The organism is Pseudomonas sp. PB106 (assembly GCF_009764645.1).
Lineage (GTDB): Bacteria > Pseudomonadota > Gammaproteobacteria > Pseudomonadales > Pseudomonadaceae > Aquipseudomonas.
The window spans coordinates 19,997-37,917 of sequence record NZ_RWIM01000017.1; the positions used below are offsets into that span (position 1 = coordinate 19,997).

Genomic DNA, 17,921 nt, shown 5'->3' on the forward strand with positions numbered 1-17,921 from the left:
CAGTTTAGCGTGACAGGCGCGAATTTCGAGGCGGTTTTTTCATTTCTTGGCGATAAAAAGCGCGCCTTTATAGGGCCTGCTCTGTCAGCCCCTTGACAGCATCGGCTATGATAGCGGCTTTGTTTTGTCTGGCCCCTCTCTGCGGCCGCGCACCTGTAAGTCAAGGATCCTATGAGCAAGCCCACTGTCGACCCTACCTCGAATGCCAAGTCCGGCCCTGCCGTGCCGGTCAATTTCCTGCGGCCGATCATCCAGGCAGACCTGGACTCGGGCAAGCACACGCAGATCGTCACCCGTTTCCCGCCTGAGCCCAACGGCTACCTGCACATCGGCCACGCCAAGTCGATCTGCGTGAACTTCGGCCTGGCCCAGGAGTTCGGCGGCGTCACGCACCTGCGTTTCGACGACACCAACCCGGCCAAGGAAGACCAGGAATACATCGACGCGATCGAAAGCGACGTCAAATGGCTGGGCTTCGAATGGTCCGGCGAAGTGCGCTACGCCTCGCAGTATTTCGACCAGTTGCACGACTGGGCCGTCGAACTGATCAAGGCCGGCAAGGCTTACGTCGACGACCTGACGCCGGAGCAGGCCAAGGAATACCGTGGCAGCCTGACCGAACCGGGCAAGAACAGCCCGTTCCGCGACCGTTCCGTCGAAGAGAACCTCGACTGGTTCGCGCGCATGCGTGCCGGTGAGTTCCCGGACGGCGCCCGCGTGCTGCGCGCGAAGATCGACATGGCCTCGCCGAACATGAACCTGCGCGACCCGATCATGTATCGCATCCGCCACGCGCATCACCACCAGACCGGCGACCAGTGGTGCATCTACCCGAACTACGACTTCACCCACGGTCAGTCGGACGCCATCGAAGGCATCACCCACTCGATCTGCACCCTGGAATTCGAAAGCCATCGTCCGCTGTACGAGTGGTTCCTCGACGCCCTGCCAGTCCCGGCGCACCCGCGTCAGTACGAGTTCAGCCGTCTGAACCTCAACTACACCATCACCAGCAAGCGCAAGCTCAAGCAACTGGTCGATGAAAAGCACGTCAATGGCTGGGACGATCCGCGCATGTCCACGCTGTCGGGCTTCCGTCGCCGTGGCTACACGCCGAAATCGATCCGCAACTTCTGCGAAATGATCGGCACCAACCGTTCCGACGGCGTGGTTGACTTCGGCATGCTCGAATTCAGCATCCGTGATGACCTCGACCACACCGCGCCGCGCGCCATGTGCGTACTGCGTCCGCTGAAAGTCGTGATCACCAACTACCCGGAAGGCCAGGTCGAAAACCTCGAACTGCCACGTCACCCGAAAGAAGACATGGGCGTGCGCGCGCTGCCATTCGCCCGGGAAATCTACATCGACCGTGACGACTTCATGGAAGAGCCGCCGAAGGGTTACAAGCGCCTGGAACCAGCCGGTGAAGTGCGTCTGCGTGGCAGCTACGTGATCCGTGCCGACGAAGCGATCAAGGACGCCGACGGCAACATCGTCGAACTGCGTTGCTCGTACGATCCGGAAACGCTGGGCAAGAACCCTGAAGGCCGCAAGGTCAAAGGCGTGATCCACTGGGTGCCGGCTGCGGCCAGCGTCGAGTGCGAAGTGCGTCTGTACGATCGTCTGTTCCGCTCGGCCAATCCTGAGAAGGCCGAAGACAGCGCGAGTTTCCTCGACAACATCAACCCTGATTCGCTGCAGGTACTCACCGGTTGTCGTGCTGAGCCATCGCTTGGCAATGCACAGCCGGAAGACCGTTTCCAGTTCGAGCGCGAAGGCTACTTCGTCGCCGATTTGAAGGACTCGAAACCAGGTCAGCCGGTATTCAACCGTACCGTGACCCTGCGCGATTCGTGGGGCCAGTGATTCAGCGTCAAGGAAATTAAAAGTGCTGACGATTTACAACACGCTCACCAAGAGCAAAGAAGTCTTCAAACCGCTCGATGGCAACAAGGTGCGCATGTACGTCTGCGGGATGACCGTGTACGACTACTGCCACCTTGGCCACGGCCGCAGCATGGTCGCGTTCGACCTGGTGACCCGCTGGTTGCGGTTCAGCGGTTATGACCTGACCTACGTGCGCAACATCACCGACATCGACGACAAGATCATCAACCGCGCCAACGAGAACGGTGAATCGTTCGAAGCGTTGACCGAGCGCATGATCGCCGCGATGCACGAAGACGAAGCGCGCCTGAACATCAAGAAGCCGGACATGGAACCGCGCGCCACGGATCACATTCCGGGCATGCACGCGATGATCCAGACCTTGATCGACAAGGGTTACGCCTACGCCCCGGGCAACGGGGACGTGTACTACCGCGTCGCCAAGTTCATGGGCTACGGCAAACTGTCGCGCAAGAAGATCGAAGACCTGCGCATCGGCGCGCGCATCGAAGTCGACGAGTCGAAACAGGACCCGCTCGACTTCGTCCTGTGGAAAGCCGCCAAGCCGGGCGAGCCAAGCTGGGAATCGCCATGGGGCGCCGGGCGTCCGGGCTGGCACATCGAGTGCTCGGTGATGTCCACCTGCTGCCTCGGCGAGACCTTCGACATTCATGGCGGCGGCAGCGATCTGGAGTTCCCGCACCACGAAAACGAAATCGCCCAGAGCGAAGCCGCCACCGGCAAGACCTACGCCAACGCGTGGATGCATTGCGGCATGATTCGCATCAATGGCGAGAAGATGTCCAAGTCCTTGAACAACTTCTTCACCATTCGCGATGTGCTGGAAAAGTACCACCCGGAAGTCGTGCGTTACCTGCTGGTGTCGAGCCACTACCGCAGCGCGATCAACTACTCGGAAGACAACCTCAAGGACGCCAAAGGCGCCCTCGAACGTTTCTACCACGCCTTGAAAGGCCTGCCGACTGTGGCGCCGGCGGGCGGCGAAGCCTTCGTCGAGCGTTTCACCACGGTGATGAACGACGACTTCGGTACGCCCGAAGCCTGCGCGGTGCTGTTCGAGATGGTGCGTGAGATCAACCGTCTGCGTGAGAGCGATCTCGATGCAGCGGCGGGTTTGGCGGCACGTCTGAAAGAACTGGCCAGCGTGCTGGGTGTGTTGCAGCTCGAAGCCGATGACTTTTTGCAGGCGGGCGCCGAAGGGCGTGTCGATGCGGCTGAAGTGGATGCGCTGATTGCGGCGCGTCTGGCGGCACGAGCGGGCAAGGATTGGGCTGAGTCGGATCGGATTCGTGATCAGCTCACCGCCATGGGCGTGGTGTTGGAAGACGGCAAGGGTGGCACGACCTGGCGTCTGGCTGACTGATTGCTTTATTGCTGCACAACAAAACCCGCCTTGTGCGGGTTTTGTTTTGATCGTTCCCACGCTCTGCGTGGGAATGCCTCTTCGGACGGTCCGCGTTCGGTTTTGCAGGGACGCAGAGCGTCCCCGGCTGCATGCCCACGCGGAGCGTGGGAACGATCAAGATCGCAGCCTGCGGCAGCTCCTACAGTGATTGCATTTCCATGTAGGAGCTGCCGCAGGCTGCGATCTTTTGATCTGCGCTTTTAGCCAAGGTTGCTTTTGCACTGCGCGTAGGTCTTGATGTCTGCCGCAGCCGGATGCTGCGTCGATGACGATTCTGCAACGGAGAGATCATGGCCAATCACTATCGCGAACTGCTAACCACCCCCGGCGCCACCGGGCTGGTGCTCGCAAGCTCTATCGCCCGATTACCGCAGGCAATGATCGGCATCGGCATCATCACCATGCTGGTGCAGCAAACCGCGGTTTATTGGCTGGCCGGTGCCGTCGCCGGGACGTTCACTCTGGTCAATGCGCTGCTCGGCCCGCGCATCTCCAGACTGGTTGATCAACATGGCCAGAGTCGCGTGCTGCCCGTTGTCACGGCGTTCAGCATTGCCATGCAGTTGGCGCTGATCATTGCCGTCCACTGGCGCGCACCCGCCGTGTTGCTGTTTGTACTGGCCGCACTGGCGGGAACGATGCCGAGCATGCCGTCGATGATCCGGGCGCGATGGACGCAGTTGTTCCGGGGCAAACCGCAATTACACACGGCGTTTTCGCTAGACACCGTTCTGACCGAACTGGCTTACATCATCGGCCCGCCACTGGCGATCGGTTTGAGCGTGAGTTTTTTCGCCGAAGCCGGGCCGCTTGTTGCGGTCGGGCTGCTGGCCGTCGGGGTGACGGCGTTTCTCTTGCAACGGCAGACTGAACCCAAGGTTGTCGTCGGCCATACCAGCCATAGCGGCTCAACCCTGCTGATCCCCGGCGTGCGCACCATTGCTCTGGCGCTGTTGGCGATGGGTGTCATTGGTGGAGCTATCGATGTTGCCGTCGTCGCCTTCGCCAATGCGCAAGGCTGGCCGGGCGCCGCGACCTTCTGCCTCGCCGCTTATGCGTTCGGTTCACTGGTGGCAGGTTTGACGTTCGGTGCGATGCGGGTTTCCCTGCCAATCGAAAAACAGTTCCTGATCGGGATCCTGGTCACGGCGTTCACCGGTGTGCTGCCTGTTTTTGCACCGGATGTTTATGTGCTGACAGCGGCGCTGTTTATTGCCGGGATTTCGTTTGCGCCGACCATGGTCGTGGTCATGAAAATGGGCACGATCATTATTCCTCCGTCGCGGATGACAGAGGGGCTGACGTGGATGACTACCGGTATTAGCGTGGGTGTTGCACTCGGCGGCATGCTCGCGGGGATGGTCATTGATGCCTGGGGCGCGCGCGCGGGATTTGCGGTAGCTATCGCTGCAGGTTTGATGATGGTGGTGGTTGTGCTGGTGGGGTTGCGCACATTGGCGGCGGCTTCGGCCGTGCAGGGTGAGCCCGCCATTTAAAGTCAAAAGATTGCAGCCTGCGGCAGCTCCTGCATGGAAATGCGATCCCTGTAGGAGCTGCCGCAGGCTGCGATCTTTTGATCTGCGCTGCTAACCCCCCAATTGCCGCAGCCGCTTATAAAGGGTATTCCGACTCACACCCAATCGCCGCGCCAAATGGGAAATATTCCCTCCGGAAGCCTTCAACTCCCGGTTCAACGCCTCGACATCATTCAGATCAACTCCCAACGGCGCCGCGACTTCAACAGGCTCCATTTCCAGATCAACAAAAAAGTCATCCGGCAAATGCTCAGGCCGCACCGGTTGCTCCTCGGCCATCGCCAAAGCCACCTGCATTACGCTGCTGACCTGACGCAAATTCCCCGGCCACGGATGCCGTTCAAACAGCTCCAGCACTTCGCGGCTCAACCCCGCCCACTGCGTCGGCTCGCGATGCTGCTCCCACAAGCGTTTAAACAACGCTTCCTTATCACTGCGCTCGCGCAGCGGCGGCAGTTCGAGCGTCAAACCGCCAATGCGGTAATACAGGTCCTCACGAAACCGGCCCAATTGCACTTGTTCGCGCAACGAGCGGTTAGTCGCCGAAATAATCCGCAAATCCACCGGGAACAACTCGCTGCTGCCCACCGGTTGCACGCAGCGCTCCTGCAATACCCTCAACAATCGCGCTTGAGTCGGCAGCGGCATGTCGCCGATTTCATCGAGGAACAGCGTGCCTTTGTCCGCCTTGCGAATCAGGCCGATGCTGCCTTTCTGATTGGCGCCGGTGAACGCGCCTTTTTCGTAGCCGAACAGCTCGGACTCGACCAATTCGGCGGGGATCGCCGCGCAGTTGACGGCGATAAACGCCTGTTTGCTGCGAGAGCTGGCCTGATGCAGCGCTTTGACGAAGACTTCTTTACCGACGCCGGTTTCGCCGTGGATCAGCAGCGGGATGTCTTTCTCCAGTAACCGCTCAGCCTGACGCACGGCTTTTTCCACACGGCTGTCGCCGAAGTGCAAGGTATTGAGGCTGATTGCGCTCGGGACAGCAGGTTTGTTTTCCGCGACGAACACTCGCGCCTGAACAGGCGCCTGTTTCGGCCGCTTCAACAAGCACTGAAAGCGGTTGCGCCCGGAGGTCTGCAGGGCGAATGGCAAGCCGTCCGGTTGATTGATCAGCTCCAGCAGCGACACCTTGAACAGGCTTTCAACGCTGACCCGCGACAAGCGCACCCCCAGCAGATTGTCCGCGCGGCGATTGGCCGACAACACCTGACCGCTCTCGTCAAAGATCAACAACCCGGCCCACTGACTGTCGAGGTTATTCAACCCGGTGTTGAAGGTCAGTTGAAAATGTTGGCCATGGAACAGGTTGAGGATCAGCCGGTTTTCCACGGTCTGGCTCATCATCTTGACCATGCCCAACGTGTGCGAGGGCGGCAGGTAGCTGTCGCTGGACACGTCGAGCACCGCAATCACCTTGCGCTCGGCGTCGAAAATCGGCGCGGCGGAACCGGTCATGAAACGGTTGGCTTTCAGAAAATGTTCGTCGTGTTCGATGTGTACCGCCTGCTCACACGCCAGCGCTGTGCCGATCGCGTTGGTGCCGCTGCAGCGCTCCATCCAACTCGCCCCAGCTTGAAAGCCGCGTGCCAGATTCGGCTCGATAAAGCGTTGCGTGCCCCACGAGGTCAGCACCTGGCCTTGATTGTCGGCGAGCATGATCAGGCAATTGGAATTGCTCAGGATGTTTTCGTAGTAGGGCAGGACTTCCTGGTGCGTGGTCTGCACCAGTGAATGATGGCTGTCGAGCAGATGGGCGATCCCGGCGGCGGGCAATTGATCGAAGGCCGGCGTGCTTTGGTGGTCGAGACCGAACGCGCGGCAACGTTGCCAGGAACTCTGGACGATCGCGTCGTGGGACAGCGGCGGGGCAGGTGCGGCCATGGCAGTGGGCCTCTGATGCAGCATTTTTATTATTGTTATGCGATCCCTGTAGGAGCTGCCGCAGGCTGCGATCTTTTGATCTTGATTATCAAAAAACAGGATCAAAAGATCGCAGCCTGCGGCAGCTCCTACAGGGGGATCGTTTCGCTAAAAGCGTTCATAGAGTGTTGTTCACTATTGTTCATTGTCAATCGCCCAACTGTTCAAATGTGTTCAGCAATGAACGCCCAATCACCGCGCTTTCAACGATTTTCACGACAAATCAATCACTTGCCATTTCTGGCACGAAACTCGCTCCCGTGCACAGGTCGCTTGACTCCAATAATAAAAAGGCCGAGCCATGTCACTCACCCTGGAGCACGTCAGCCGCACCGTCGAGGGCCAGACCTGGATCGACGATGCTTGCCTGAAATTCGAACCCGGTTCGTTCAACGTTTTGCTCGGCCGCACCCTGTCCGGGAAAACCAGCTTGATGCGTTTAATGGCCGGTCTCGACAAGCCCGATACGGGCCGCATCCTGATGAACGGCGTCGACGTCACTCAGCGCCCGGTGCGTCTGCGCAACGTGTCGATGGTCTATCAGCAGTTCATCAACTACCCGACCATGACCGTGTTCGAGAACATTGCCTCGCCGTTGCGGCAGGCCGGTGTGTCCAAAGAAATCATCCACAGCAAAGTGCAGGAAACCGCGAAGATGCTGCGCATCGAGAAGTTTCTGCAGCGCTATCCACTGGAGCTGTCCGGCGGTCAACAGCAACGCACGGCCATGGCCCGCGCGCTGGTCAAGGATGCCGAGCTGATCCTCTTCGATGAGCCACTGGTCAACCTCGACTACAAATTGCGCGAAGAGCTGCGCCAGGAAATGCGCGAGCTGTTCAAGGCGCGCCACACCATTGCCATCTACGCCACCACCGAGCCTAACGAAGCGCTGGCACTCGGCGGCACCACGACCATTCTTCACGAAGGCCGAGTGATTCAGAGCGGCCCGTCGACCTCGGTGTATCACCAGCCGCAAACCGTGTTGGCAGCAGAGTTGTTCTCCGAGCCGCCGATCAACCTGATGCCCGGTCGCATCGCTGGCAACGAAGTCAGTTTTGCCAACTTCGTACACTTCCCGTTGAACGTCGATCTGCGCCCAGTGGGCGAGGGCGAGTTCCGTTTTGGCGTGCGGCCCAGCCACATCTCGCTGGTGCCGAGCAACGATGACGACCTCGAACTGGCCGTGACCGTCGAAGTCGCCGAGATCAGCGGTTCGGAAACCTTCCTGCACGTGCGCAACGAGCATTTCCTGCTGGTGCTGCACCTGCCCGGGGTTCACGAATACGACGTCGATGCGCCGATCCGCATTTACATCCCGACCCACAAACTGTTCGTTTTCGATGCGCAGGGCCGTCTGGTGCAAGCACCGGGCCGGCGTGTCGCGAGGGTTGCCTGATGGCCGAAATCCGTTTGCAGCACCTCGCCCATAGCTACAGCAAAACCCCGAGCGGCGCCGAGGATTACGCGATCCGCGAGATGGATCACGTCTGGGAGCAGGGCGGTGCCTACGCCTTGCTCGGGCCTTCGGGTTGTGGCAAATCGACTTTGCTCAACATCATTTCCGGCCTGCTCAGCCCTTCGCAGGGGCACGTGTTGTTCGACGGCAAAGCGGTCAACGACCTGACGCCGGAGAAGCGCAATATCGCGCAGGTTTTTCAGTTTCCGGTGGTCTACGACACCATGACCGTGTTCGATAACCTCGCGTTTCCCCTGCGCAACCAGGGCATGGCCGAGGCGAAAGTACACAGCAAGGTGCAGGAAATTGCCGAAGTCCTCGACCTGCAAAACCTGCTGAGCAAGAAGGCGCGCAACCTCACCGCTGACGAAAAACAGAAAGTCTCCATGGGCCGTGGTCTGGTGCGCGACGACGTTTCCGCGATCCTCTTCGACGAGCCGCTGACGGTGATCGACCCGCACCTGAAGTGGAAACTGCGGCGCAAGCTCAAGCAGATCCACGAGCAGTTCAACATCACCATGGTCTATGTCACCCACGATCAACTGGAGGCTTCGACTTTCGCCGACAAGATCGCGGTGATGTACGGCGGCCAGATCGTCCAGTTCGGCACACCACGGGAATTGTTCGAGCGGCCTAGCCACACCTTTGTCGGCTATTTCATCGGCAGCCCCGGGATGAACCTGATCGAGGTGCAGCCGCAGCCCGGCGGCGTCGGTTTCGCCTCCACACACCTGCCGTTGTCCGACGCCATGCAGCGCCATATCGAACACGGTCAGTGGAAAAATCTGAAGGTCGGCATCCGTCCCGAGTTTATTCACGTGTGGGACGAGCCGTTTGATGACGCGATGCAGGCCAAGGTCGTACACGTCGAAGACCTCGGCACCTACAAGATCATGACCCTCGACCTCGACGGCGCGCCGTTGAAAGTGCGTCTGGCCGAAGACAAACCGGTGCCGCAGGGCACGGCGTACATCAGTTTTCCGGCGCAGTGGCTGATGGTTTATGCCGATGAATTTCTGCTCGAAGCCGACAGCAGCGAGGTGCAGCCATGAACAAGGTGCAGAACAACAAAGCCTGGTGGCTGGTGTTGCCAGTGTTTCTGCTGGTGGCGTTCAGTGCGGTGATCCCGATGATGACCGTGGTCAACTACTCGGTGCAGGACATCTTCGACCAGTCCAGCCGCTATTTCGTCGGTGCTGACTGGTACAAGCAGGTTTTGCTTGATCCGCGTTTGCACGACTCATTGCTGCGCCAGTTCATCTATTCGGCGTGCGTGTTGTTGATTGAAATTCCGCTGGGCATCGCCGTTGCCCTGACCATGCCGACCAAGGGCCGCTGGTCCTCGGTGGTGCTGATCATTCTGGCGATTCCGCTGCTGATCCCGTGGAACGTGGTTGGCACCATCTGGCAGATCTTCGGCCGTGCCGACATCGGTTTGCTCGGTTCCAGCCTCAACGCGATGGGCATCAGCTACAACTACGCAGCCAACACCATGGACGCTTGGGTGACGGTGCTGGTGATGGACGTCTGGCACTGGACTTCACTGGTGGCGCTGCTGTGTTTTTCCGGTCTGCGCGCGATTCCCGACGTGTATTACCAGGCCGCGCGCATCGACCGCGCTTCGGCCTGGGCGGTGTTCCGGCACATTCAGTTGCCCAAGCTGAAGAGCGTGCTGCTGATCGCGGTGATGCTGCGCTTCATGGACAGTTTCATGATTTATACCGAGCCATTCGTGCTCACCGGCGGCGGGCCGGGTAATGCCACGACCTTCCTGAGTCAGACGTTGACCCAAATGGCGGTAGGGCAATTCGACCTCGGTCCGGCAGCGGCGTTTTCGCTGGTGTACTTCCTGATCATCCTGTTGGTGTCCTGGCTGTTCTACACCGCCATGACGCACTCCGACGCCAACCGCTGAGGCCCGGCCATGAGCAAGAGAAAGCTTATTCCGTTGCTGGTGTACATCCTGTTCCTACTGGTGCCGATCTACTGGCTGCTGAACATGTCCTTCAAGAGCAACACCGAAATCCTCGGCGGCCTGACCCTTTTCCCACAGGACTTTACGCTGGCGAACTACAAAGTGATCTTCACCGACCCGAGCTGGTACACCGGTTATCTCAACTCGCTGTATTACGTCAGCCTCAACACGGTGATCTCGCTGAGTGTGGCGCTGCCAGCGGCGTATGCGTTTTCGCGCTACCGTTTTCTCGGCGACAAGCACTTGTTCTTCTGGCTGCTGACCAACCGCATGGCGCCACCGGCGGTGTTCTTGCTGCCGTTCTTTCAGTTGTATTCGTCGATTGGCCTGTTCGACACGCACATCGCCGTGGCCTTGGCGCACTGCTTGTTTAACGTGCCGTTGGCGGTGTGGATTCTCGAAGGCTTCATGTCCGGTGTACCGAAAGAAATCGACGAAACGGCCTACATCGACGGCTACAGTTTCCCCAAGTTCTTCGTGAAGATTTTCATCCCGCTGATCGGCTCCGGCATCGGCGTGACGGCGTTCTTCTGCTTCATGTTTTCCTGGGTCGAACTGCTGCTCGCGCGCACGCTGACCTCGGTCAACGCCAAGCCGATTGCGGCGGTGATGACGCGTACGGTTTCCGCTTCGGGTATCGACTGGGGCGTGCTGGCAGCGGCGGGGGTGTTGACCATTCTGCCCGGCATGCTGGTGATCTGGTTTGTGCGCAACCACGTGGCCAAGGGCTTTGCCCTCGGCCGGGTCTGAGGAACTGATGATGGAATGGATGAGCTGGACGACACCTACCGCAGCTTTCTTCATCGTCATCGGCCTGATTCTGGTCGGCATGACGACGTGGGAATTGCGCTCGCCGAGCATTCTGCGGCGAGGTTTTCTGCCGATTGCCACCACCCGTGGCGATCGCTTGTTTATCGGTCTTCTCGGCAGCGCCTACCTGCATTTGCTGGTGATCGGCGCCACCGACTGGAGCATCTGGGTGGCGTCCGCGTTGTCCCTGGTGTGGCTGTTGGCTGTGATGCGTTGGGGCTAGTCGAGTCGTTCGGCAACGCGGCTCCACAACTTAAACAGGAGGTCTCTATGTTCGACAAAAACAATAAGCTGCGACATAGCATTTCATTGGCAGCCATGCTGGCACTCAGCGGTTTGAGCGCAGTCGCTTGGGCCGATGCTTACGAGGACGCTGCGAAGAAATGGATCGGCAGTGAATTCAAACCGTCGACCCTGACGGCCGAGCAGCAACTCGAAGAGCTGAAGTGGTTCATCAAAGCGGCCGAGCCGTTTCGCGGCATGGACATCAAGGTTGTTTCCGAGACCCTGACCACCCACGAATACGAGTCGAAGGTGCTGGCCAAGGCCTTCAGCGAAATCACCGGGATCAAGCTGACCCACGACCTGCTCCAGGAAGGCGACGTGGTCGAGAAAATGCAGACGGTGATGCAGTCCGACAAGAACATCTATGACGGCTGGGTCAACGACTCGGACTTGATCGGTACGCACTTTCGCTACGGCAAGACCGAATCGATCACCGACCTGATGGCCAACGAAGGCAAGAACTTCACCTCGCCGACTCTCGACATCAAGGACTTCATCGGCATTTCGTTCACCACCGCACCGGACGGCAAGATCTATCAACTGCCCGACCAGCAATTCGCCAACCTGTACTGGTTCCGCGCCGACTGGTTCGAGCGCGCCGACCTGAAAGCCAAGTTCAAGGAAAAGTACGGCTACGAGTTGGGCGTGCCGGTGAACTGGTCGGCCTATGAAGACATCGCCAAATTCTTCAGCGAAGACGTCAAGGAAATCGACGGCAAACGTGTGTACGGGCACATGGACTACGGCAAGAAAGACCCATCGCTGGGCTGGCGTTTCACCGATGCCTGGTTCTCCATGGCCGGCGGCGGCGACAAGGGCATTCCCAACGGTTTGCCGGTGGACGAGTGGGGGATTCGCGTCGAGGATTGCCACCCGGTCGGTTCCAGCGTAACCCGAGGCGGCGACACCAACGGCCCGGCGGCGGTGTTCGCCACGCAGAAATACGTTGATTGGTTGAAGGCCTACGCGCCACCGGAAGCGGCGGGCATGACCTTCTCAGAATCCGGTCCGGTGCCGTCGCAAGGCAACATCGCCCAGCAGATCTTCTGGTACACCGCGTTCACCGCCGACATGACCAAGCCGGGCCTGCCGGTGGTCAACGCCGACGGCACGCCGAAATGGCGGATGGCGCCATCGCCGCGTGGGCCGTATTGGGAAGAGGGCATGAAGCTCGGTTATCAGGACGTGGGTTCGTGGACGTTCATGAAATCCACGCCTGAGAAACAGAAACTGGCGGCGTGGCTGTACGCGCAGTTTGTGACCTCGAAAACCGTGTCGCTGAAGAAAACCATCGTCGGCCTGACGCCGATTCGCGAGTCGGACATCAACTCGCAGGCGATGACCGATCTGGCGCCGAAACTCGGTGGTCTGGTCGAGTTCTACCGCAGCCCGGCCCGCGTGCAATGGACCCCGACCGGCACCAACGTGCCGGACTATCCGCGTCTGGCGCAACTGTGGTGGAGCCACATCGCCGAAGCGGCCAGCGGCGAGAAGACCCCGCAACAAGCGCTGGATGGCTTGGCCAAGGATCAGGACGCAATCATGACGCGTCTGGAACGCTCCAAGGCCCAAGCGGTGTGCGCTCCGAAAATGAACCCGGAACGCGATGCGCAATACTGGTTTGATCAACCGGGTGCACCGAAACCGAAACTGGCCAACGAGAAGCCGAAGGGCGAGACCGTGAGCTACAACGAACTGCTGAAATCCTGGGCGGATGCGCGTAAGTAAACGCTGAAGTGCGAACGGCAAACGGCACCGCAAGGTGCCGTTTTTTTTGCTGCCTGATCTACCGCCATCGCTGGCAAGCCAGCTCCCACAGGTTTCAGTGGTGTGCCCATATTCTGCGAACACCGCAAATCCTTGTGGGAGCTGGCTTGCCAGCGATTGCGATCTGCCAATCAACATTGAAATCAACTGACCCACCGTCACCGCCAGCAGGGCTGGCTCCCATAGAGATCCGGGTGATTCTGATAGATCATCTGTGCGCGGATATGGACTTTTACCTTTCGAAGGCATCCAGCAAGCTGTGTGTTAGAGATGCATCAAATTCTTCGGGAAGTGTGAGTTTGCCCTTCATGGCGCCGATCCGTTTCACACGGGTCTTCTTCAAGGAGATTTTGTCTTGGCGTTCCTTACTTAACGCATCAAGGCCGTCCATCAATTCTGAATAAATATCCCGCTTCATGGTTCGTGGATCTCCACTTGATAGGTGATCCTCAAATTTAACCGCAATCAACTGGACGCGCTGGCGCAGTCTGCTGATATTGAATCCTACAAACGCGAAGGCGGCGCCTGAGGGCGCCGCCTTTTTATAAAGTTCTGCGAGGGCATGAGTACTTAGTTGCGTATTCATCTGTTATCTAAAGCTATCTCTTTTCTATTGATAACTTTTTCGTTAACGATACGACGTACAACTGGCGCAGAAGGTTTTTCTGGTGGTGTAGGTCTTGTCGAATTTTGTGGCTTAGGCCGATCATTATTAACTTTCATTTCTGGTCCCTATTGGCGCCGCCGTTAACATCGTCGTACATTCTTCTAGAAGATGGAACAGTCGGTTTCACAGGAGCTTGGGGCAAAGGTTTTTTTTCACTTGATATTGGCTTACTGGATTCGCTCAATTTATTTGCCCCCTTATCAAGAAGTATATTTTCAAGGATTATAGTCCTTTTTTTCAGATCTGCTACGCCTTCGGCTTTTGAATCACTCAGCAACTGCTTTCTTAAGTCGGATATCTGATCGCCCACGTACGTATCTTTTATTGCAAAATTTTTCCTGGGCGAGGAGGTGTCCATATCAAAAAGGACAAACAGCAAGCTACCGATAGCGAGAGGAATGCAAGCCATCAGAAAAGTTGAAATGGATTTGAAAACCCATCGTGATCGCTCTTCATTGACTAAAGCATTATGTGTGGAGCAACTGATGTAGGTGTTTGAAATGAAGCTTGCAGTTTCTTTGTCAGGATCGATCAAAGGTATTTGCTCGTGCTGCGATACCTGTGAGTTATATTTGCCAAGTTCAATGTTGTATTGTGTTTGGCTGTCGTAATATTCCTTGATTTTTTCTGCGTATGGCATTCTGTTGAATTCGGATCCACTAAAGGCTCTGAAGTTGAAGTATGTAGAGATGGTTGAGATTGCCAAGGTTAAAGTTACGAGGAAAGAAATGATATATGCAATTTCGGGGTTGAAGGTGAAATCCAAAAAACGAGCCAGGTAGATGGTTGCAGAAGCTAGCGCAAATATCGCAGTAAAAATTATTTGAGTTTTTATCGAGATGCTGTTTTTTATCTCCTCTTCGTATGCATACATTTTTTCGTATGTGGTGTGGATGTTGTCAGTGTTCAATATGGTTTCCTTGTGCCCTGTTGGTCGGCAAGTACTTTCAATGTGCCTTTGAGTTTTTGCTTTGCCCCACACATACACAATAGCTCCAACAGCCGGATGCGGACTGTAGGACGAAACCTATAATTGAGCGGGAGCTTTCTGGGCTTTCAGCAGGAAGGGCAGGGCATCAGTAAAAGATCCCACAAAAACAAAAACGGCACCCGAAGGTGCCGTTTTCATTTGTAGCCAGCCGAACTATCAGCCCGCCAGACCCGCCTGCTGAACCAGGGTCAGCAGTGGCTGCGGGTACACACCCAGGAAGAATGCGACCAGGGCAATGGCCAGCAGCATCACGCCGCCGGCCTTCTGTTCCCAGTGCAGCTGGGCGTCGTGGCGACGCAGGTTTGGTTCGATCAGGTACAGGGTGACCATCACACGCAGGTAGTAGAAAACGCCGATGGCGCTGCCCAGCACCAGCGAGCCGACCAGCCACCATTGATGCGATTCAACACCGGTGGCGATGATGTAGAACTTGCCGATGAAGCCAGCAGTCAGCGGGATACCCGCCAGCGAGAGCATCATCACGGTCAGCACGGCGGTCAGGTACGGACGACGCCAGAACAGGCCGCGGTATTCGTACAGGGCATCCGCGTCACGGCCGTTGTACGGCGAGGACATAAGGGTGATCACGCCGAAGGCGCCGAGGCTGGTGATCACATAAGTCACCAGGTACACGCCGATGGCTTCCACCGCCAGACCCTTGCTTGCCACCAGTGCGATCAGCAGGTAGCCGAAGTGCGCGATGGACGAGTAACCGAGCAGACGCTTGAGGTTGCTCTGGGTCAGCGCCAGCAGGTTACCGAACAGGATCGAAGCGATGGCGATGACGGTCAGCACGTCGCTCAGGACGCCACTGCTGGCAGCAGGGGAGATCTGGAACAGACGCACCATCACCGCAAACACCGCAACCTTCGAAGCGGTTGCAAGGAACGCAGCCACCGGTGCCGGAGCACCTTCGTAGACGTCCGGCGTCCACAGGTGGAACGGAACCAGCGACAGCTTGAACGCCAGACCGATCAGCATCATGCCTAGGCCCAGTTGCGCCAGCGAGCTAGGCAGGCCAGTCGCGGCCAGAGCCTGACCGATACCGACGAAGCTCAGCGAACCCGAATCGGCGTACAGCAGCGCCATACCGAACAACAGGAACGCGGAACCGGCCGCCGACAGCACCATGTACTTGATGCCGGCTTCCAGCGAACGCTTGTTGAAGAAGGCGTAAGCCACCAGACCGTAAACCGGTACCGAGAGCAGTTCCAGACCGATGAACAAACCGGCCAGGTGCTGCGCGCTGACCAGAACCAGACCACCGGCGGCGGCCATCAGGATCAGCAGGTAGAGTTCTTCACGGTTGCCCGGGTAACCCGAACCGCCATCACCCAAATAGGCGTGGGCGAGGGTAACGCAAGCGAGGGTGGCGACCAGGATCAGCGCCATGTACAGGCAGGCAAACGAGTCAATCTGCAGCAACGGGGTCACGGCCAGAGGCGCGACTTTCAGGGCCGGCAGGATCGACAGCAGGGCCAGGTTCAGACCGGCGACCGAGATCAGGAAGGTCTGCGAGTGGTTGCGGCGCCAGGCGATTGCCAGCATCACCACGATAATGGTGAGGCTGGTGATCAACAGTGGCGCAAGCGCAATAAAGTGTTGAATCGTGAATTCCATAGCGCTCTTACCGGGCCGAAGCGAGTTGAGTGAAGGCGGTGCCGAGCCACTGCTGCACGCCATGCATCGTGGCGGCAGAAGTGTCGAGGAACGGTTGCGGGTAGACGCCGATGTAGATCAGCAACACCGCAAGGCCCAGCACCATGATCAGTTCGCGAGCGTCCATACCGTGCAGGATCGAATCCGATTTCGCCGGACCGAAGTAAGCGCGGTGGATCATGATCAGCGAGTAGACCGAACCGAACACCAGACCGGAAGTGGCAATCGCAGTGATCCACGGCCAGCTTGCGAAGGAGCCGATCAGGATCAGGAACTCGCCGACAAAGTTACCGGTACCCGGCAGACCCAACGAAGCAGCTGCGAAGAACAGGCTGATTGCCGGCAGGTAAGCGATACGCGACCACACACCGCCCATCTCACGCATGTCACGAGTGTGCAGACGCTCGTACAACTGACCGCTGAGGATAAACAGGGCCGCCGCCGACACACCGTGCGCGAGCATCTGGATCACTGCACCTTGCAGGGCCAGTTGGCTGCCGGAATAGATGCCGATCAACACGAAACCCATGTGGGAAACGGAGGAGAAGGCGATCAGACGCTTGATGTCGGTTTGTGCGAACGCGAGGAACGCACCGTAGAAGATCCCGATCAGACCGAGGGTCATGGCGATCGGCGCAAACTCGGCCGAGGCATTCGGGAACAGCGGCAGGGCGAAACGCAGCAGACCGTAAGCAGCGGTTTTCAGCAAGATACCGGCGAGGTCGACGGAACCTGCAGTCGGCGCCTGGGCGTGAGCGTCAGGCAACCACGAGTGGAACGGTACGACTGGCAGCTTGACCGCGAAGGCGATGAAGAAGCCGAGCATCAGGATGTACTCGGTGGTCATCGACATCTTGGTTTTCAACAGGTCGGCGTAGTTGAAAGTAATCACGCCAGTGTTGTTGAAGTTGACCAGCACCAGACCGAGGATCGCCACCAGCATGATCAGGCCGGAAGCCTGAGTGAAGATGAAGAACTTGGTCGCCGCGTAGATCCGGGTTTTCTTGCCGTCCGAAGAACTGTGACCCCAGAGCGCGATGAGGAAGTACATCGGCACCAGCATCATTTCCCAGAAGAAGAAGAACATGAACAGGTCGAGGGCGAGGAACACGCCGACAACGCCGCCCAGGATCCACATCAGGTTCAGGTGGAAGAAGCCAACGTGACGTTGAATCTCTTTCCACGAGCAGAGTACCGAGAGGATACCCAGCAGACCGGTCAGCAGGATCATCAACAGCGACAGGCCGTCGAGGGCCAGGTGCACGTTGATGCCGAAGCGCTGGATCCAGACATGCTTGAACTCAAGCGCCCAGGTCGGATCGGCGCCAGGCGCCGGCGCAAATGAATAGTCACCGTGGGCCCACAGCCAGAGGCCGAGGGCGAGTTCCAGGGTCATGGTCAACAGCGCAATCCAGCGGGGCAGGGTAGCGCCGAAGCGCTCACCCATCCAGCACAGCAGGCCGCCGATGAAGGGGATCAGGATTAGCCAAGGCAGAATCATGACGGGCTCGTTTCCTTTCGCAAATTCGCA

Annotated in this window: 15 protein-coding genes; 9 read left to right on the plus strand and 6 right to left on the minus strand. The window is 58.2% G+C overall.

Translation table 11 applies throughout. The features are described 5' to 3' along the window. Positions 1-171 precede the first annotated feature (171 nt). From EJA71_RS02920 to EJA71_RS02930, 3 genes are all read left to right on the plus strand, one after another. Positions 172-1,869, plus strand: a complete 1,698-nt coding sequence (locus EJA71_RS02920; RefSeq protein ID WP_158954155.1) for a glutamine--tRNA ligase/YqeY domain fusion protein — start codon at positions 172-174, stop codon at positions 1,867-1,869. A 22-nt stretch (positions 1,870-1,891) separates the two neighbouring features. After that, complete coding sequence (cysS, locus tag EJA71_RS02925) at positions 1,892-3,274, plus strand: cysteine--tRNA ligase (RefSeq protein ID WP_016986558.1); 1,383 nt, start codon at positions 1,892-1,894, stop codon at positions 3,272-3,274. A gap of 332 nt (positions 3,275-3,606) precedes the next feature. Further along, positions 3,607-4,812 (plus strand): MFS transporter, encoded by a 1,206-nt coding sequence (locus EJA71_RS02930; protein WP_158954157.1) that lies wholly within the window; start codon positions 3,607-3,609, stop codon positions 4,810-4,812. A 90-nt stretch (positions 4,813-4,902) separates the two neighbouring features. Here EJA71_RS02930 and EJA71_RS02935 read toward each other — a convergent pair whose 3' ends face one another. After that, on the minus strand, positions 4,903-6,741 hold the full coding sequence (locus tag EJA71_RS02935) for a sigma-54-dependent Fis family transcriptional regulator (RefSeq protein ID WP_158954159.1): 1,839 nt from the start codon (positions 6,739-6,741) through the stop codon (positions 4,903-4,905). A gap of 340 nt (positions 6,742-7,081) precedes the next feature. Between EJA71_RS02935 and EJA71_RS02940 the strand changes: the two genes are divergently transcribed. From EJA71_RS02940 to EJA71_RS02965, 6 genes are read left to right on the plus strand one after another with little or no spacing between them, the layout of a single operon-like run. Then, positions 7,082-8,176, plus strand: a complete 1,095-nt coding sequence (locus tag EJA71_RS02940) for an ABC transporter ATP-binding protein (RefSeq protein ID WP_158954161.1) — start codon at positions 7,082-7,084, stop codon at positions 8,174-8,176. Further along, positions 8,176-9,288 carry an ABC transporter ATP-binding protein gene (locus EJA71_RS02945; protein WP_053121666.1) on the plus strand — a complete coding sequence of 371 codons (1,113 nt, stop codon included), beginning with the start codon at positions 8,176-8,178 and terminating at the stop codon, positions 9,286-9,288. Before EJA71_RS02940 ends, EJA71_RS02945 begins: the two co-directional genes overlap by 1 nt. Next, positions 9,285-10,151, plus strand: a complete 867-nt coding sequence (locus tag EJA71_RS02950) for a carbohydrate ABC transporter permease (protein ID WP_007912484.1) — start codon at positions 9,285-9,287, stop codon at positions 10,149-10,151. The genes EJA71_RS02945 and EJA71_RS02950 overlap by 4 nt, the downstream gene beginning before the upstream one ends. Positions 10,152-10,160: 9 nt before the next feature. Continuing rightward, positions 10,161-10,961, plus strand: a complete 801-nt coding sequence (locus EJA71_RS02955; RefSeq protein ID WP_003192012.1) for a carbohydrate ABC transporter permease — start codon at positions 10,161-10,163, stop codon at positions 10,959-10,961. A gap of 10 nt (positions 10,962-10,971) precedes the next feature. Continuing rightward, complete coding sequence (locus EJA71_RS02960) at positions 10,972-11,244, plus strand: DUF2160 domain-containing protein (protein WP_007912485.1); 273 nt, start codon at positions 10,972-10,974, stop codon at positions 11,242-11,244. Positions 11,245-11,291: 47 nt separating this feature from the next. Next, on the plus strand, positions 11,292-13,034 hold the full coding sequence (locus EJA71_RS02965) for an ABC transporter substrate-binding protein (RefSeq protein WP_158954163.1): 1,743 nt from the start codon (positions 11,292-11,294) through the stop codon (positions 13,032-13,034). Between the two features lie 271 nt (positions 13,035-13,305). On the opposite strand, the gene EJA71_RS27480 is transcribed toward EJA71_RS02965, so the two are convergent. From EJA71_RS27480 to nuoM, 5 genes are all read right to left on the minus strand, one after another. After that, positions 13,306-13,659, minus strand: coding sequence for a hypothetical protein (locus tag EJA71_RS27480; RefSeq protein ID WP_256671470.1), 354 nt, complete (start codon positions 13,657-13,659; stop codon positions 13,306-13,308). Beyond that, positions 13,656-13,796: a hypothetical protein gene (locus EJA71_RS02975; protein ID WP_158954165.1), complete on the minus strand. Its 141-nt coding sequence runs from the start codon at positions 13,794-13,796 to the stop codon at positions 13,656-13,658. The genes EJA71_RS27480 and EJA71_RS02975 overlap by 4 nt, the downstream gene beginning before the upstream one ends. Further along, positions 13,793-14,650 (minus strand): hypothetical protein, encoded by an 858-nt coding sequence (locus EJA71_RS02980; RefSeq protein ID WP_158954167.1) that lies wholly within the window; start codon positions 14,648-14,650, stop codon positions 13,793-13,795. The genes EJA71_RS02975 and EJA71_RS02980 overlap by 4 nt, the downstream gene beginning before the upstream one ends. Positions 14,651-14,887: 237 nt before the next feature. After that, positions 14,888-16,351, minus strand: a complete 1,464-nt coding sequence (gene nuoN / locus EJA71_RS02985; protein WP_008082842.1) for an NADH-quinone oxidoreductase subunit NuoN — start codon at positions 16,349-16,351, stop codon at positions 14,888-14,890. Positions 16,352-16,358: 7 nt separating this feature from the next. After that, on the minus strand, positions 16,359-17,891 hold the full coding sequence (gene nuoM / locus EJA71_RS02990; RefSeq protein ID WP_007920174.1) for an NADH-quinone oxidoreductase subunit M: 1,533 nt from the start codon (positions 17,889-17,891) through the stop codon (positions 16,359-16,361). Between the last annotated feature and the right edge of the window lie 30 nt (positions 17,892-17,921).

Bases quoted from the DNA above. Each gene is read 5' to 3' on its own strand.
- EJA71_RS02975 (WP_158954165.1), bottom strand. From the start codon at position 13,796: ATGAAAGTTAATAATGATCGGCCTAAGCCACAAAATTCGACAAGACCT.
- EJA71_RS02950 (WP_007912484.1), top strand. From the start codon at position 9,285: ATGAACAAGGTGCAGAACAACAAAGCCTGGTGGCTGGTGTTGCCAGTG.
- EJA71_RS02920 (WP_158954155.1), top strand. From the start codon at position 172: ATGAGCAAGCCCACTGTCGACCCTACCTCGAATGCCAAGTCCGGCCCT.
- EJA71_RS02960 (WP_007912485.1), top strand. From the start codon at position 10,972: ATGGAATGGATGAGCTGGACGACACCTACCGCAGCTTTCTTCATCGTC.
- nuoN (WP_008082842.1), bottom strand. From the start codon at position 16,351: ATGGAATTCACGATTCAACACTTTATTGCGCTTGCGCCACTGTTGATC.
- nuoM (WP_007920174.1), bottom strand. From the start codon at position 17,891: ATGATTCTGCCTTGGCTAATCCTGATCCCCTTCATCGGCGGCCTGCTG.
- EJA71_RS02940 (WP_158954161.1), top strand. From the start codon at position 7,082: ATGTCACTCACCCTGGAGCACGTCAGCCGCACCGTCGAGGGCCAGACC.
- EJA71_RS02945 (WP_053121666.1), top strand. From the start codon at position 8,176: ATGGCCGAAATCCGTTTGCAGCACCTCGCCCATAGCTACAGCAAAACC.
- EJA71_RS27480 (WP_256671470.1), bottom strand. From the start codon at position 13,659: ATGAATACGCAACTAAGTACTCATGCCCTCGCAGAACTTTATAAAAAG.
- EJA71_RS02935 (WP_158954159.1), bottom strand. From the start codon at position 6,741: ATGGCCGCACCTGCCCCGCCGCTGTCCCACGACGCGATCGTCCAGAGT.
- EJA71_RS02965 (WP_158954163.1), top strand. From the start codon at position 11,292: ATGTTCGACAAAAACAATAAGCTGCGACATAGCATTTCATTGGCAGCC.
- EJA71_RS02930 (WP_158954157.1), top strand. From the start codon at position 3,607: ATGGCCAATCACTATCGCGAACTGCTAACCACCCCCGGCGCCACCGGG.
- EJA71_RS02955 (WP_003192012.1), top strand. From the start codon at position 10,161: ATGAGCAAGAGAAAGCTTATTCCGTTGCTGGTGTACATCCTGTTCCTA.